The organism is Chromobacterium sp. FG89, assembly GCF_057808735.1.
Genome location: NZ_JBMDIQ010000015.1, coordinates 111,604 through 125,762 on the forward strand (window position 1 = coordinate 111,604; position 14,159 = coordinate 125,762).

At 65.2% G+C, this 14,159-nt stretch carries 14 protein-coding genes; 3 read left to right on the top strand and 11 right to left on the bottom strand.

Annotated elements, in window-relative coordinates:
- Positions 1-2 precede the first annotated feature (2 nt).
- The 6 genes from aroK to ACODRW_RS15790 form a co-directional block, all read right to left on the bottom strand.
- Positions 3-563 carry a shikimate kinase AroK gene (aroK, locus tag ACODRW_RS15765; protein WP_227105266.1) on the bottom strand — a complete coding sequence of 187 codons (561 nt, stop codon included), beginning with the start codon at positions 561-563 and terminating at the stop codon, positions 3-5.
- Positions 564-633: 70 nt separating this feature from the next.
- Positions 634-2,757 (bottom strand): type IV pilus secretin PilQ, encoded by a 2,124-nt coding sequence (locus ACODRW_RS15770; protein WP_488906139.1) that lies wholly within the window; start codon positions 2,755-2,757, stop codon positions 634-636.
- Positions 2,754-3,272 (bottom strand): pilus assembly protein PilP, encoded by a 519-nt coding sequence (locus tag ACODRW_RS15775; RefSeq protein WP_488906140.1) that lies wholly within the window; start codon positions 3,270-3,272, stop codon positions 2,754-2,756. The genes ACODRW_RS15770 and ACODRW_RS15775 overlap by 4 nt, the downstream gene beginning before the upstream one ends.
- Positions 3,273-3,284: 12 nt before the next feature.
- Positions 3,285-3,899 (bottom strand): type IV pilus inner membrane component PilO, encoded by a 615-nt coding sequence (locus ACODRW_RS15780; protein ID WP_235086254.1) that lies wholly within the window; start codon positions 3,897-3,899, stop codon positions 3,285-3,287.
- A complete protein-coding gene (locus ACODRW_RS15785) occupies positions 3,896-4,483 on the bottom strand; it encodes a PilN domain-containing protein (protein WP_488906141.1) in 588 nt (195 codons plus the stop codon). Before ACODRW_RS15785 ends, ACODRW_RS15780 begins: the two co-directional genes overlap by 4 nt.
- Positions 4,483-5,520 (bottom strand): pilus assembly protein PilM, encoded by a 1,038-nt coding sequence (locus ACODRW_RS15790; RefSeq protein WP_227105261.1) that lies wholly within the window; start codon positions 5,518-5,520, stop codon positions 4,483-4,485. The genes ACODRW_RS15785 and ACODRW_RS15790 overlap by 1 nt, the downstream gene beginning before the upstream one ends.
- A 190-nt stretch (positions 5,521-5,710) precedes the next feature.
- On the opposite strand from ACODRW_RS15790, the gene ACODRW_RS15795 reads away from it, so the two are divergent.
- Entirely contained in the window at positions 5,711-8,074 is a 2,364-nt protein-coding gene (locus ACODRW_RS15795) for a penicillin-binding protein 1A (protein ID WP_488906142.1), read from the top strand.
- A 206-nt stretch (positions 8,075-8,280) separates the two neighbouring features.
- Here the strand turns inward: ACODRW_RS15795 and gdhA are convergent, their stop codons facing one another.
- Positions 8,281-9,621, bottom strand: coding sequence for an NADP-specific glutamate dehydrogenase (gene gdhA, locus ACODRW_RS15800; RefSeq protein WP_488906143.1), 1,341 nt, complete (start codon positions 9,619-9,621; stop codon positions 8,281-8,283).
- Between the two features lie 396 nt (positions 9,622-10,017).
- On the opposite strand from gdhA, the gene ACODRW_RS15805 reads away from it, so the two are divergent.
- Entirely contained in the window at positions 10,018-10,374 is a 357-nt protein-coding gene (locus ACODRW_RS15805; RefSeq protein ID WP_019103334.1) for an NADH-quinone oxidoreductase subunit A, read from the top strand.
- A gap of 266 nt (positions 10,375-10,640) precedes the next feature.
- On the opposite strand, the gene ACODRW_RS15810 is transcribed toward ACODRW_RS15805, so the two are convergent.
- The 4 genes from ACODRW_RS15810 to cobA all read right to left on the bottom strand — a co-directional run bounded on the left by ACODRW_RS15810 (position 10,641) and on the right by cobA (position 13,573).
- Positions 10,641-11,903 carry a hypothetical protein gene (locus ACODRW_RS15810; RefSeq protein ID WP_488906144.1) on the bottom strand — a complete coding sequence of 421 codons (1,263 nt, stop codon included), beginning with the start codon at positions 11,901-11,903 and terminating at the stop codon, positions 10,641-10,643.
- 70 nt (positions 11,904-11,973) lie between these two features.
- Positions 11,974-12,255: a DUF2249 domain-containing protein gene (locus tag ACODRW_RS15815; protein ID WP_488906145.1), complete on the bottom strand. Its 282-nt coding sequence runs from the start codon at positions 12,253-12,255 to the stop codon at positions 11,974-11,976.
- Positions 12,252-12,680: a hemerythrin domain-containing protein gene (locus ACODRW_RS15820; RefSeq protein WP_048409437.1), complete on the bottom strand. Its 429-nt coding sequence runs from the start codon at positions 12,678-12,680 to the stop codon at positions 12,252-12,254. Before ACODRW_RS15820 ends, ACODRW_RS15815 begins: the two co-directional genes overlap by 4 nt.
- Positions 12,677-13,573 carry a uroporphyrinogen-III C-methyltransferase gene (gene cobA / locus ACODRW_RS15825; protein ID WP_488906146.1) on the bottom strand — a complete coding sequence of 299 codons (897 nt, stop codon included), beginning with the start codon at positions 13,571-13,573 and terminating at the stop codon, positions 12,677-12,679. Before cobA ends, ACODRW_RS15820 begins: the two co-directional genes overlap by 4 nt.
- A gap of 90 nt (positions 13,574-13,663) precedes the next feature.
- Here cobA and ACODRW_RS15830 point away from each other — a divergent pair, with 90 nt between their 5' ends.
- Positions 13,664-14,155 (top strand): c-type cytochrome, encoded by a 492-nt coding sequence (locus tag ACODRW_RS15830; protein WP_269473792.1) that lies wholly within the window; start codon positions 13,664-13,666, stop codon positions 14,153-14,155.
- Positions 14,156-14,159: the final 4 nt, after the last annotated feature.

Below are 14,159 nucleotides of genomic sequence, written 5' to 3' on the forward strand. Positions count from 1 at the left end.
AATCAGCTTCCTTGTTCGGGACGGTGTTTGGGGGGGAGGCCGGCCAATTGCTCCATCAGGCGGGCAACCAGCAGGCTGACATTCTGCTGCGTGGTGTCGACGACGATGTCGGCCACCTCGCGATATAAGGGGTCTCGCTCCTGGAACAGGCTTTCCAGCTTGGCCCTGGGGTCGGCGATCTGCAGCAGGGGACGGTTCTTGTCGTGCAGAGTGCGGGCCAGCAAATCGTCTATCGTGGCGCGCAGATAGATGACGGTGCCGTGCGCCGCCAGGCAGGCGCGGTTTTGCGGACGGATGATGGCGCCGCCGCCGGTGGCCAGCACGATGTTGTCCAGGCGGGCGAGGTCGGCGATGACCGAGGTTTCCCGGTCGCGGAAGCGCAACTCGCCTTCGATATCGAAGATGGTCGCGACGCGTACGCCGGTCCTGGCCTCGATCTCGTGGTCAGAGTCGTAAAAGGTTTTGTCGGTGCGCCGCGCCAAAGCTCGGCCTACCGTGGTCTTGCCCGCGCCCATCAAGCCGACCAGAAAAAAATTGCCTGCCGGTTTCTCCATGGCAGGCATTGTAGCCGAGCTTGGCCGCGCTGTCTTTCGGCGTTGCAGCAGCGCCGGGGGGCGCTGCGCAGCCGGGGTTTTATTGATTATTGCCGCTCAGGTCTTCCACCACGCGCGGCGTGATGAAGACCAGCAACTCGGTGCGGTTATCGTACTTTTGCGAGCTGCGGAACAGCGCGCCCAAGATGGGAATGTCGCCGAGCAGCGGCACTTTATTGACGACATCGCTGATCTGCTGCTGGTAGATGCCGCCGATCACCACCGTGCCGCCGTTCTCCACCAGCACCTGGGTGTTGACCTTCTTGGTGTCCAAGGCCGGGGTGCCGCCCACGCTTAAGGTGGGGCTGACGCTGTCCTTGTTGACCTTGATGTCCAGCATCACGTGATTGTCCGGCGTGATCTGCGGCTTGACGTTCAGGCTGAGCACTGCCTTCTTGAACGAGGTGGAGGTGGCGCCGCTGGACGAGGCTTCCTGGTAGGGAATCTCGGTGCCCTGCTCGATGGTGGCTTCCTGCCGGTCCGCGGTCATGATGCGCGGGCTGGAAATCACCCGGCCTTTGTTCTCGGTCTGCAGCGCCTGCAGTTCCAGGCCGATGATGGCGGATTTGCCCACGCTATAGAGCGCGGTCAGCGAGCCTGCCGGGTTGGTGATTGGCAGGTTGACGCCGGGGGAAATGACATAGGGGGCTTGGGCGGCATTACCCACGATACCTAGGCGGCCATTGGCATTGTTAATTGCATTACCCAACCCGCCGCCGGAAATGATGCCGGTGCCGCCGACGCGGTCGAAGGCCAGCTTGACGCCCAGGTTGCGGCTCCAGTTGTCGGTGGCCTCGACGATGCGCGCCTCGATCAGCACCTGTTTCACCGGCACATCGGTCTTGCCGATGATGTCGCGGATCTTGTCTATGGTGCTGCCGGTGTCGTTGATGATCAGGGTATTGGTCTTGGGGTCGATCAGCGCGCTGCCGCGCTCGGTCAGGATGCTTTCCTTCTTGCCCGTGGTGTTCGTGCCGTCCAGCACCTTCTTGAAGTCCTCCGCCGAGCGGTAGCGCAGCACGAAGGTTTCCGAGCGCACCGGCTCCAGCGTGGCCAGTTGCTGCCTGGCCTCCTGCACCTGCTTGTCGCGCGCCAGCAGTTCTTCGCGCGGCGCGATCTGGATGATGTTGCCGGCGCGGCGCTGGTCCAGGCCCTTGGTCTGCAGGATCAGGTCCAGCGCCTGGTCCCAGGGCACGTCTTTCAGCCGCAGCGTGATATTGCCGTTGACGGAATCGCTGGTGACGATGTTGAGGCCGGTGAATTCGGCGATCACCTGCAGGACGGTGCGCACTTCGATGTTCTGGAAGTTCAGCGACAGCTTGTCGCCCTTGTACTGCGGTTTCTGGTTGGCGTCGGCGCTGGCCGCCGACTCCGGCGCCGGCCGGCGGATTTCAACGACCAGCTGCCCGTCGGTCTGGTAGGAGGAGAAGTCCCAGTCTCCCTGCGGCTGAATCTGGATGCGGCTGTTGCCGCCCTGGTTGCGGGCGTCGATCTTGGATACCGGGGTGCCGAAGTCGGCAACGTCCAGCCGGCGCTGGTTCTGCCTGTCCAGCTGAGTGCCCAGCACGTCCACCAGCAATTGCTTGCCTTCGCGGCGGATGTCGACCGGGGTGTTGGCGGACGGCAGTTTGATCTCCACCCGGCCTTCGCCGTTCTTGCCGCGGCGGAAGTCCAGTGCCAGCGGCTGGGCGCCGGCGATCTGGACCGGGCTTGGGCGCGCGGCGCTTTGCGCGCTGGCGGCGGGGCGCTCCACCGGCGTGGCGGCCTGGGCGGCGCTGCCGAGATTCGGGTTCAGCGTAACCCGCAGCGTGTTGCCGGACACGCTGCTGCTGTACAGCGCGTTGCGGCTCAGGCTCAGCACCAGCCGGGAGCGGCCGTTGGCCTCCACCGCCACCGCGGATTTGACCAGCGGGCCGCCGAAGTCCTGCTGCGGCTTGGCCAGCTTGACGCTGGCGCCGGCGAAGTCGAAGGCGATGCGCGGCGGGTTGGCGATGGCGAAGCTGTTGGGCTGGACGGCGGGGCCGTCAAAGCTGACCTGCAGCACCTGCTGGTCGCCGTCGCCGTTGGCCAGCTGGATCGCGGTGATCGCCGGACCGGCGTAGGCGAAACCGAACAGCAGGGACAGGCCCAGCCCCGACAACCGTTTGATGGAGTGCTTGCTCATTTGTTTTGCCCTTGTTCGTCCAGGTACATGCTGGTGTTGCGCTGCACCCATTCTCCGTTCAAATCTTCCACGGTCTCAGTCAACTGGATGTCCGTGTCGCCGACTTTCTTGATCTGGCCGAAATTGGGGCCGACGAAATTGCCGGCCTGAACGCGGTAAATCGAGCCTTCGGGCGTGCGCACCAGGCCGTAGTTGGCGCCGCCGCGGCGGATGACGCCGACAATCTTCAACTTGTCCAGATCGTAGTTTTCCAGCGCCTCGCGCGGCCGTTTCATATCCGGCGCGTTCGCCAGGTTCTGATTCTTGGCCGCGGCGAGCTTCTGCGCGTTGAAGGGGTCGAGCAAGTCGAAGGCCTGGTAGGCGAACGGCTGGTAGGACTGCGCCTGGGGCAGCGGTTCGATCTGGCCGCGCAGGCCCTGGGTGCTGGTTTGCATCCACAGGCGCAGATCGTCGGTGTCGCCGCTGCCGCAGGCGGCAAGCAGCAAGGGCAGTAAGCAAGCGAGAGTTCTTGTCATGGGCTGTGCGGCTCACTTGTTGGGAGGGGCCGCCTGCGCGGTCCGCTCCTCGGGCTCCAGCGCGCGGAAAGTCTTGGCGGTGGCGTCCATGGTCAGGCGCGCGCCCTTGGGATCCGGCGTCAGGCTGATGTCGGCTATGGTGACGATGCGGGACAACTGCGCCACATCGCTGACGAAGGCGGCCAGGTCGTTATAGCTGCCGGTCAGGCGAATGGTGATCGGCACTTCCGCCATCTCGGCCGTCTTGATTTCCGGGTTGGGCCGGAACAGCTCGAACTGTAGCCCGCGGCCGATGCCGGCCTGGTTGATCTCGGTCAACAGCGTGTCCATGTTCGACTTGGTCGGCAGCTGCTTGAGCAGGGCGCCGAAGGAGGCGTCGATTTCCTTCAACTGCTGTTGCAGCGCGTCCAGGTTGACCGCCTGGCGCTTCTTGTCGACATAAGTCTGCTTGAGCTGCTCTTCCTGTTGCTTGGCGGCGTTGAGGCGGTCCAGTTCCTCGCTGAGCACGAAGAAATAACCGAGGCCGACGAAACAGGCGACCAGCAGCGCCAGCGCGATGGCCTGGCCTTGCAACGGCCAGTTGGTGATGTCCTTGGGGTCCAGCGTGCGCAATTCGTCCAGCGTCATGGCTTGGCTCCGGGTGAGGCGGGCTTGCCGGCTTTGGGCGGGGCGGCTTCGCGCAGGCTGCAGTTCAGGGTGAATTCGTTGGCGCGCTGGCCGTTGATGTTGGAGGCCTTCACTTCGACCAGCACCGGCGTGTCAAAGACGTTGGATTGGGCCAGGCTGCGCATATAGTTGGAGACCCGCGCGCCGGACAAGGCGTAGCCGGACAGCGTGAACTGGTTGCCGGCCTGCTTGAAGCTTCTCAGATAGACGCCGTCCGGGGTTTGGCGCACCAGTTGGTCGAAGACGTGCACGCCTTCGTTGCGGCCCTGTTCCAGCCGTTCCACCAGCTGTTTGCGCGACAGCAGATCGTCGCGCTGCTTCTTCAAGGTGCCGATATTCTTGATCTGGTTGTCCAGCTTGGCGATTTCGCCCTGCAGGAAATCATTGCGCTGCTGCTGATGGGACAGGCGGCCGCCGATGATCAGATAGCTGAGCACCACCAGGGCCAGCGAAGCCACCAGCGTCAGGCCCAGCATCACCTGGAAGCGCAGCCGGTGCGCGGCTTTTTTCTGTTCGCGGTGGGGGAGGAGGTTGATGCGTATCATCAGTCGAACCTCCGCATGGCCAGGCCGCAGGCCACCAGCAAGGCCGGCGCGTCCATCAGCAGTTCCTTCAGACGGATATGGCTGGATTGCACCATGGTGCTGAACGGGTTGGCGATCATGGTGCTGATCTGGGTGCGGCCAGCCACCGCGTCGTCCAGGCCCGGCAGCATGCTGCAGCCGCCGGCCAGCAGGATGTAGTCGACGCGCAGGTATTGCGACACGCTGACCGTGGTGTAGAAGAACTGCAGCGCGCGCTGTATCTCCTGGGCCAGAGAATCGACGAAGGGATGCATCAGTTCGGATTCATAGCCGTCCGGCAGGCTCATCCCGCGTTTGCCGCTTTCCGCTTCTTCGTAGCTGATGCCGTAGCGGCGCTGGATGTCGCGTGTCAATTGCTGGCCGCCAAACACCTGCTCGCGATAATAGACTTGCTGGTTGTTGCGGATGACGTTGCAGTGGATGCGGGTGGCGCCGATGTCGAACAGGGCGAAGGTCTGGTTCATGCCCTGTTCCGGCAATTGTTGTTCGACCTGCTCGAAGGCCGTCATCATGGCGAAGGATTCGACGTCCACCACCTGGGCGCGCAGGCCGGCCATCTCCACCACCGCCACGCGCTCCTCCACTTTCTCTTTGCGGGCGGCGCAGAGCAGCACTTCCAGATCGTCGATGCTGGACGGCGCCGGCCCCAGCACCTGATGGTCCAGATTCACCTCTTCCAGCGGGAAGGGAATGCTCTGATTGGCTTCGGATTCGATCAATTCCGCCAGGTTGTCGGTCTGGCTGACCGGCACCAGCAGCTTCTTGTAAATCGCCATCGCCGTGGGGATGGCGATGGCGACGTGGCGGGTGGGGCTGCCCAGCCGTTTCCAGGCGCGGCGCAGGGTTTCCGCGATGCCCTCGATATCCACCAGATTGCCGTCGCTGATCGCGTCCTTGGGCAAGGCTTCGATCACATAGCGTTCGACCTGGCAGTTTTTCCCCGAGCGTGAAAGCTCCACCAGTTTGACGGCGGTGCTGCTGATATCCAGTCCCAACATTGGAACATTTTTAGCCTTAGCCAATCCAAGTTGTTCTAGCCAGGGAGGGGCGGCTTTGAGTTTGTCGATGAGCATCAGGTGCCTCGATTGGTCCTATGCGACAGTTTTTTGGCCTGTCGCTGCCATTGTTTGTCTTGCGTGCTTTCACAAGACGTTATAATCCGGTTTCCAGTGAAAGCCCATTGTAAATATGCTAAGACGAATCCTTGCAATACTTGCAGGTCTGTTTCTAGGTGGAGCCGTATTGGTTGCTGGCGCAGGCGCCATTGCAATCATCATAACCTACCCGCGCTTGCCGAGTCTTGATGTACTGACGGACTATCGTCCGAAAATTCCCCTTCGCGTATATTCCGCCGACAATCAACTGATAGGCGAATTCGGCGAAGAGCGTCGTTCCTTCTCCCGCATCCACGAAGTGCCGCAGCTGATGAAACAGGCGGTGATGGCGGCCGAAGACGAACGTTTCTACCAGCACAGCGGCGTCGATTACGTCGGCGTGGTGCGCGCCGCGGTCGGCAATCTGGTGTCAGGACACGCCCGTTCCGGCGCCAGCACCATCACCATGCAGGTGGCCAAGAACTTCTTCCTGTCCAGCGAGAAAACCTTTACCCGCAAGTTCAACGAAGCGCTGCTGGCCTTCAAGATCGAACACACGCTGAGCAAGGACCAGATCCTGGAGCTGTACTTCAACCAGATCTATCTGGGCCAGCGCGCCTACGGCTTCTCCGCCGCGGCGCAGGCCTATTACGGCAAGCCGCTGGCGGATCTGTCCGTGGCGGAAATGGCGATGCTGGCCGGCCTGCCCAAGGCCCCGTCCGCCTACAACCCCATCGTCAATCCGGACCGCGCCCGTCTGCGTCAGCAATACGTGTTGCGCCGGATGCGCGAGCTTAATTTCATCACCCAGGAGCAATACGACGCCGCCTTGGCCGAGCCGATGAAGCTGGCCAGCCAGAGCGCCGACAGCAGCAGCCAGCCGGCGCAGTATGTGGCGGAAATGGTGCGCCAGGCGATGTACGAGCGCTATCGCGAATCGGCGTATACCGAAGGCTTCAAGGTCTACACCACCCTGGACAGCCGTCATCAGAAATGGGCGTACGACGCCCTGCGCGCCGGCCTGGTGGATTACGACCGCAAAATGGGCTATCGCGGCCCGGAAAGCACGGTGGAACTGTCCGGCGCCGAAGGCGAGCAGCAGACCGAAGCGCTGGACGACGCCATCAGCGAACTGCGCGACAGCGGCGACATGCTGCCGGCCATCGTGCTGTCCGCCAGTCCGTCGGAAGTGCGCGCCTATATGCGCGGCGGCAAGGTGGCGGTGATCAAGGGCAACGGCCTGGACTTCGCGCGCCGCGCGCTGGGCGGCAAGGTCAGCGCCGCGCAGCAGATCCGCCGCGGTTCGGTGATCCGCATCCGCGCGCATGAAAAAGGCTATTGGGAAATCGTGCAGATGCCGGAAGTGGAAGGCGCCTTCGTGTCCATGGACACCCGCAGCGGCGCGATCCGCGCGCTGGTGGGCGGCTTCGACTTCAACCGCCGCAGCTTCAACCATGTGACCCAGGCCTGGCGTCAGCCCGGTTCCACCTTCAAGCCCTTCATCTACTCCGCCGGCATCGAACGCGGCCTGACGCCGTCTACGATGATCAACGACGCGCCGCTGTCGGTGGTGGGCGCGGACGGTCAGCGCTGGGAGCCCAAGAACGACAACGGCAAATTCGCCGGCATGATCACCATGCGCACCGGCCTGACCCAGTCCAAAAACCTGGTGTCGGTGCGGGTGCTGATGGCCACCGGCACCGATTACGCCCAGCAGTACATCCAGCGTTTCGGCTTCGCCGCCAAGCAGCATCCGGCCTATCTGACCATGGCGCTGGGCGCCGGCGCGGTGACGCCGCTGCAAATGGTGGAGGGCTACTCGGTGTTCGCCAACGGCGGTTACCGCAGCAAGGGCTATTTCATCGACCGCATCGAAGACCAGTCCGGCCGCGTGCTGGCCAAGACCGTGCCCACCGTCGCCGGTCAGAACGCGCCGCAGGCGATAGACCCGCGCAACGCCTTCATCATGAGCTCCATGCTCAAGGACGTGGTGCGCTACGGCACCGGCTACCGTGCGATGAGCCTGGGCCGCACCGATCTGGCCGGCAAGACCGGCACCACCTCGGATTGGAAGGACGCCTGGTTCGTCGGCTACAACCCCAATCTGGTGGCCGCCGCCTGGGTGGGCTTCGATCAGCCGCGCTCGCTGGGCCGTTACGGCTACGGCGGCACCGCGGCGCTGCCGGTATGGATCAACTACATGGCCAACGCGCTCAAGGGCCAGCCGGAAGTAGACATGCCGGTGCCGGAAGGCCTCGTGGTCAAGGCCGGCGCCGGCCAGCGCGGCGGCGACGAGTACTACTACGAAGAGTTCCAGAAGACCAATCCGGAGCTGAAAGTGGACAACCACGGCGCGGTGCCGGGCGCAGGCGGCGACGCCAGCGGCGGCGCCAGCGAGACGCCGGACAAGCCGGCTGCTCAGGATGCGGTGGAGAACGTCAAAGACCAGCTGTTCTAAGAACGTATTTACGATCTCGCGAGCTAAGGCGAGACAAGGCGAAAACGGCTGAGAAAGCGGAATGTACACGTGGTACATGAGCATTTCGAAGATGGTTTCAACGCCGTATCGCCGACGCGCAGCAGATCGTAAACAGGTTCTAAAAACGTGTTCCATTCAATGCTGCATAGCCCCGCCTTCCGGCGGGGCTTTTTCTTGGCGTCGGCTCAGATCACGCCTTGAGCCAGCATCGCCGCGGCCACCTTGCCGAAGGCCGCCACATTGGCGCCGCGGGCGTAGTCGACCGCGCCGTCCGGCTGGCCGCCATGCCGCACGCAGGCCTCGTGAATCTCCTCCATGATCCGGCGCAGCCGGGCGTCCACCTCCTGAGCGCTCCAGGGCAGGTGGGTGGCGTTCTGGCTCATTTCCAGGCCGGACACCGCCACGCCGCCGGCGTTGGACGCCTTGCCGGGCGCGTACAGCGCGCCGGCCCGCTGGAAGCGCTGCGCCGCCTGGGCGGTGCAAGGCATATTGGCGCCTTCCGCCACGCAGCAGCAGCCATTGGCCAGCAAGGCCTCCGCGTCGTCGGCGTCCAGCTCGTTTTGCGTGGCGCAGGGCAGGGCGATGTCGCAGCGCAGACGCCATGGCCGCTGCCCAACGAGAAAGTCCAGGCCGTGGTCGGCGGCGAAGGCGGCCAGCCGGCCGCGGCGCTGATGCTTATGCTCGATCAAGGCCGCCAGCAAGTCCGGGCTCAGGCCGTCCGGCAGGCTGAGCGCGCCTTCCGAATCCGACAAGCTGACCACCCGGACGCCCAGCGCCAGCAGTTTTTCCGCCGCGTACAGCGCGACGTTGCCGGAGCCGGACAAGGCCGCGCGTTTGCCGGCCAGCGTCTGCCCGCGCGTGGCCAGCATGCGTTCAACGAAATACGCCAAGCCGTAGCCGGTGGCCTCCGGCCGCATCAGGCTGCCGCCGTAGCTGGGGCCTTTGCCGGTGAAGACGCCGGAAAACTGATTGCTCAGCCGCTTGTGCTGCCCGAACAGATAGCCGATTTCGCGCGCGCCGACGCCGATGTCGCCGGCCGGCACATCGGTCTCGGCGCCGATGTGGCGGAACAGCTCGCTGGCGAAAGCCTGGCAAAAACGCATCACCTCGCCCTCGCTTTTGCCCTTGGGGTCGAAGTCCGCGCCGCCCTTGGCGCCGCCCAGCGGCAGGCCGGTCAAGGCGTTCTTGAAGGTTTGTTCGAAAGCCAGGAATTTCAGCGTGCCCAGCGTCACCGAGGGATGAAAGCGCAGACCGCCCTTGTACGGCCCCAGCGCGCTGTTCATCTGCACCCGGTAGCCGCGGTTGACCTGAACGCGGCCGTGATCGTCCACCCAGGACACGCGGAACAGAATGACGCGCTCCGGCTCCAGCAGCCGTTCCAGCAGGCCATGGTCGAAGTGGTGCGGATGACGGCTGAGGAAATCGTCCAGGCTGTGCAGCACTTCCGCCGCCGCCTGATGGAATTCGAACTGTTCCGGGTCGCGCAGGCGGACCCGGTCCAATAAAGTTTGCAGAGCATGATGCATGGACAAGACCTTTGGTCTGGCGGGCCGCGCAGGCGTCGGCGGCCCTGTGTTGTCATGGGTCGGGTAAAGAGCGGTCCGCAGCGCCGAAGCTTGATATGAGTTGTGAGCGAGGTGTCCGGCGAAGCGGCGGTATGTTTGCCTGGCCGCGGGTAGCGGGCAGGTTGCCGCATGGCGGCGAAGGCGGGAGCGTCCGATTGGAGGCGGGGCCGGGAGCCGCGCCGTTCGGGGTGGCCGGGCGGGCGGGAAAGGCCAGTGTAACCGATATCCGCGCAAGCGCCTCCCGCGCCTGGTCGTCATGACAGCCCGCTTTCCAACGGTATATTTCCCTCAAGGTGCAAACTTGGCGCTTGGCGGAGGTCTATCTCATTTTCCAAACCATCCGGAGGAGTAGGCCCCATGCTGCAGAATTACTTTCCCATCCTGTTATTCATCGTCGTCGGACTGCTGGTGGGCGTGGTGCCGCTGCTGATGGGCAAGTTGCTGGGGCCAAACCGGCCGGATCCGGAAAAGCTGTCGCCGTACGAGTGCGGCTTCGAGGCCTTTGAAGACGCGCGCATGCGCTTCGACGTCCGCTACTACCTGGTGGCCATCCTGTTCATCCTCTTCGATCTGGAAGTCGCTTTCATGATTCCCTGGGCGGTGACGCTGAAGGAGCTGGGCGGCTTCGGCCTGGGCGCGATGGCGGTGTTCCTGGGCGTGCTGGTCGTCGGCTTCATCTATGAATGGAAGAAGGGCGCTTTGCAGTGGGACTGACGATAGGCTGAGCCACCGCCCTCACCCGCGCCCGCTTTGCCGGCGCGGGTTTGTTTTTGGGGCGCGGCTCCGGAACCTGTTCAACGCCGTATCGCCGAAGCGCGGCAGACTTTGAACAGGCTCTCAGAGCTTGTTTACGATCTCGCGAGCTAAGGCGAGACAAGGCGAAAACGGCTGAGAAAGCGGAATGTACGCGTGGTACATGAGCATTTCGAAACTGTTTTCAACGCCGTATCGCCGACGCGCAGCAGATCGTAAACAGGTTCTCAGGCCAAGGCGCGCCGGCCGGCGAGAGAGCGACGCAACAAGGCCGCCGCCAGCCCGGCCCAGTAAAGCCCCAGTCCCAGCGCGGCGGCGAACAGCGGCAGGCGATAGCCGCCGAGGATCCAGGCCAGGCCGCAGCCGACCCAGACGCCGTGCAGGCCCAGCAGCCGGCGGTGCGCGGCCTCGCCCAGCAATTCATGGGTGGCCGGTAATTGCCGCCTGGGCAGGCCGCGTTGTTTCAGGTCCAGCCAGGCGAGGAAGGGCAGGATCTTGCCCTGCATGGACAGCACCGCGCCCAGGCCGAAGCCGCCCAGCCAGAGCCAGCCGGCCAGCATGGGCGGCGCTTCCGACAGCGGCAGCAGGCGCGCGGCGAGCGCGCAGGGCGCGGCCGCCGTCATCCAGATCAGGCTGGCCCGCCAGCCGCGGCGCAGGGGGTCGGCGCGGCGCTGGCTGCGCCGCAGCGCGTCCAATTGCCGCAGGCCCTGCCACAGCACGAACAGCGCCAAGGCGGCCAGCAGGCCGGAGACGACGGCGGGCGCGTCCCAGATCAGCGCGACGCCGCTCAGGCACAGCAGGCCGAACAACAACGTCTCCCGCGGCAGCCGCCCCGTCGCCGGCGGCGGCGTGACCAGAAACATCGGGATCACCGTGCGCGCCACCGACAGCACTAGTAGCCACAGCCAGCCCAGCGCCGCCCACAGCACATGGTTGTCCAGCAAGGGGCCCAAGGGCAGCGCGACGCGGCCGCCCAGCAACAAGACCAGGGCCGCGCCAAGACAGGCGGCGACGGCCAGCGCGCACAGCGCCAGCCGCAGGCCCCGGCTGCCGGCGTCCCGCGCCGGGCTGCGCAGCAAGCCGCGCAGGCCGAACAGCGCCGGCGTCAGCAAGGCTGGCGTCAGCAGCGCGGCGCCCGCCTGCAGCCACAGCGGCGACAGGCCCAGCTGGAAACCGGCCACCAGAAGCGCGCAGCCAGCCTGCAAGGGCAGAAAACAAGCCAGCAGCAGCCGGCGCGGATGCGGAATCGGCACCCCCGCCGTCACAGCCAGCAACTGCCACAGGGACCCCAGCATCGCATTGCCCAGCACGCCCAGCGCCAGCGCGTGGGTCAGCGCCAGCACCTCGGGCTGGAAACGCGACGGCGCGCCGTCCGGCAGCGCCACCAACAAGGCCGCCGTCGCCAGCAGCCAGCAGGGCGCGGCCAGCATGTGGGCCAGCGGCAGCCACAGCGGCGGGGCCTGTTGGTAGTCCAGCCAAGCCTGGCTCATGGCCGGCTCAGAGCCTGTTCAAAGTCTGCTGCGCTTCGGCGATACGGCGTTAAAAACGCTTTCAGAATGCTCATGTACCACCTGTACATTCCGCTTCTTCAACCGTTTTCGCCTTGTCTCGCTCTTGCTCGCGAGACTTTGAACCGGCACTAAGAATCAGCACGACGCCGCCGTCCCCCGACAGTTCAAAGCGATACAGCAGGCCGGCTTTTTCCAACATGGGCAGCAGCGGAGTGGGATGGTGGGGCAGCACCCAGGCGAGGCTGTCGCCGGGCCGCATCTGTTCGGCGGCGTCCAGGATGATCTCCATCGGTTCGGGCGGCGCCAGGTGGCGCAGGTCTTGCGGGGTCATGGCTGCGCGCCCTCCGCAATCAACTCCGCCATTTCCGGCAGCGCTTGCGCGCACATGGGGTAGAGCACGTTTTCTTCCTTCATATTGTGTTGCTGCATCAGGATGAGCAGGGTGTCGTTCAGGCCCAGGAAAGCTTGCAGATGCTGCGCGGCCAGCGCCTCGTCCATGTCCTCCAGCAAATCCCGCATGTCCTGATGCTCCATGCGCATGATGCGGGTCGGCCCCATGCTGCTGCCGCTGGCGGCTTCGAAAGCCGGGAACAGCGCGTCTTCTTCAACGGCGAAATGCGCTTCCATCTCCCGGCGGAAAGCCTGGAAATGGCTCAGGGCCAAGGCCCAGTCCTGCGCGCGGGCCGCGGTTTCGCAATCGGCGAAGCGCGCGTCGCAGGCGCGGTGTTGCTCAACAAGGGTGTCGATGGCGCTCATGGCGTGTACTCGTGGGATGGAGCGCGCAGTATGGCCGCGGCGGCGGGGGCGGCAGAATGACCGGGATCAAGGAATCCCAAACCATGGCCCAGCGCCGCGCGCAGCGCCGCCAGCTCCTGATGCAGACGCACCACGCCGCCTATGATCAACAGCGCCGGCGCGCGCAGCCGGTATTGCTCCGCCAGCCGGCCCAGCTCGGACAAGCGGCCGCAAACGCAGCGCTCGCCCGGCATACAGGCCTGCTCGACGATGGCCACCGGCGTGTCCGGCGCGCGGCCGTGGCTCAGCAACTGCTCGGCGATATGGGCGGCCTCGCCCAAGCCCATATAGACCACCACAGTTTCGTCCGGCCCGCTGTCCGCGGTCCAGGCCAGCGCCGACGCGCCTTCGCGGCGGTGGCCGGTGACGAAGCGGCAGCCCTGGGCGTAGTCGCGGTGGGTCAGCGGCAGCGCCAGGCTGGCCGCCGCGCCCAGCGCCGCGCTGACGCCCGGCACCGCCTCGCAGCGGATGCCGGCCGCCAGCAGCGCGCGCATCTCCTCGCCGCCGCGGCCGAACATGAAGGGGTCGCCGCCCTTCAGCCGCGCCACGCGCAGGCCCTGGCGCGCCAGCGCGATCATCAACTGGTTGATTTCGGCCTGCGGCAAGGTGTGGCGGCTGGCGCGCTTGCCGACGCAGACGCGCCGGGCCGAGGGCGGCGCCAATTGCAGGATCTCGGCGTCTATCAGGTGGTCGTACAGCACCGCGTCGGCCTGGGCCAGGCGCTGCGCGGCGCGCACGGTGAGCAGATCGGCGCAGCCGGGGCCGGCGCCCAAGAGCGCGACGCTGCCGGGCGGAAAGGGCGGGGCGGAGGCGCTCAGTCCGGCGCGGGGAAGAGGGGTGACGGGGCGGATCATGGCGGCCTCCTTGCGGTTGGCGATGACGGATGGCGCCAGTGTAGGAAGGCGGACGGCCGGAAATCGTTGATTCGAATCAATGCTCCCGGGATGCCCGAATCCGTACAGTTCGGCCCGAGTACCGCGCCGGCGGTGCAAGCATTCGAGGAGGACATGATGAGCGCGAGCTTCACCAAATCGACCGCCCGCAATATTTTTTACGGCGGCTCGGTTTTCTTTTTCCTGTTGTTCCTGGGGCTGACCCTGGACACCACCCTGGCCCTGCCCAGCCATAACGCCAAGGCCCAGCTCACCGAGCAGGCGGTGCGCGGCAAGAAGATCTGGGAGACGCGCAGTTGCGGCGGCTGCCACACCTTGCTGGGCGAGGGCGCTTACTTTGGGCCGGAGCTGGGCAACGTCTACGTGCGCCGCGGCCCGGAATTCATCAAGGGCTGGATGCAGGCGATGCCGACCAACGCGCCGGGCCGCCGCCAGATGCCGCAGTTCCATCTGAACCCGGCCGAGCTGGACGACCTGGTGGCCTTCCTGAAGTACGCGTCGCAGATCAACACCAATAACTGGCCGCCCAATATCGAGGGCTGATCCC

Coding starts and splice junctions, on each gene's coding strand:
- aroK (WP_227105266.1), bottom strand. CDS start 563: ATGCCTGCCATGGAGAAACCGGCAGGCAATTTTTTTCTGGTCGGCTTG.
- ACODRW_RS15770 (WP_488906139.1), bottom strand. CDS start 2,757: ATGAGCAAGCACTCCATCAAACGGTTGTCGGGGCTGGGCCTGTCCCTG.
- ACODRW_RS15775 (WP_488906140.1), bottom strand. CDS start 3,272: ATGACAAGAACTCTCGCTTGCTTACTGCCCTTGCTGCTTGCCGCCTGC.
- ACODRW_RS15780 (WP_235086254.1), bottom strand. CDS start 3,899: ATGACGCTGGACGAATTGCGCACGCTGGACCCCAAGGACATCACCAAC.
- ACODRW_RS15785 (WP_488906141.1), bottom strand. CDS start 4,483: ATGATACGCATCAACCTCCTCCCCCACCGCGAACAGAAAAAAGCCGCG.
- ACODRW_RS15790 (WP_227105261.1), bottom strand. CDS start 5,520: ATGTTGGGACTGGATATCAGCAGCACCGCCGTCAAACTGGTGGAGCTT.
- ACODRW_RS15795 (WP_488906142.1), top strand. CDS start 5,711: ATGCTAAGACGAATCCTTGCAATACTTGCAGGTCTGTTTCTAGGTGGA.
- gdhA (WP_488906143.1), bottom strand. CDS start 9,621: ATGCATCATGCTCTGCAAACTTTATTGGACCGGGTCCGCCTGCGCGAC.
- ACODRW_RS15805 (WP_019103334.1), top strand. CDS start 10,018: ATGCTGCAGAATTACTTTCCCATCCTGTTATTCATCGTCGTCGGACTG.
- ACODRW_RS15810 (WP_488906144.1), bottom strand. CDS start 11,903: ATGAGCCAGGCTTGGCTGGACTACCAACAGGCCCCGCCGCTGTGGCTG.
- ACODRW_RS15815 (WP_488906145.1), bottom strand. CDS start 12,255: ATGACCCCGCAAGACCTGCGCCACCTGGCGCCGCCCGAACCGATGGAG.
- ACODRW_RS15820 (WP_048409437.1), bottom strand. CDS start 12,680: ATGAGCGCCATCGACACCCTTGTTGAGCAACACCGCGCCTGCGACGCG.
- cobA (WP_488906146.1), bottom strand. CDS start 13,573: ATGATCCGCCCCGTCACCCCTCTTCCCCGCGCCGGACTGAGCGCCTCC.
- ACODRW_RS15830 (WP_269473792.1), top strand. CDS start 13,664: ATGCCCGAATCCGTACAGTTCGGCCCGAGTACCGCGCCGGCGGTGCAA.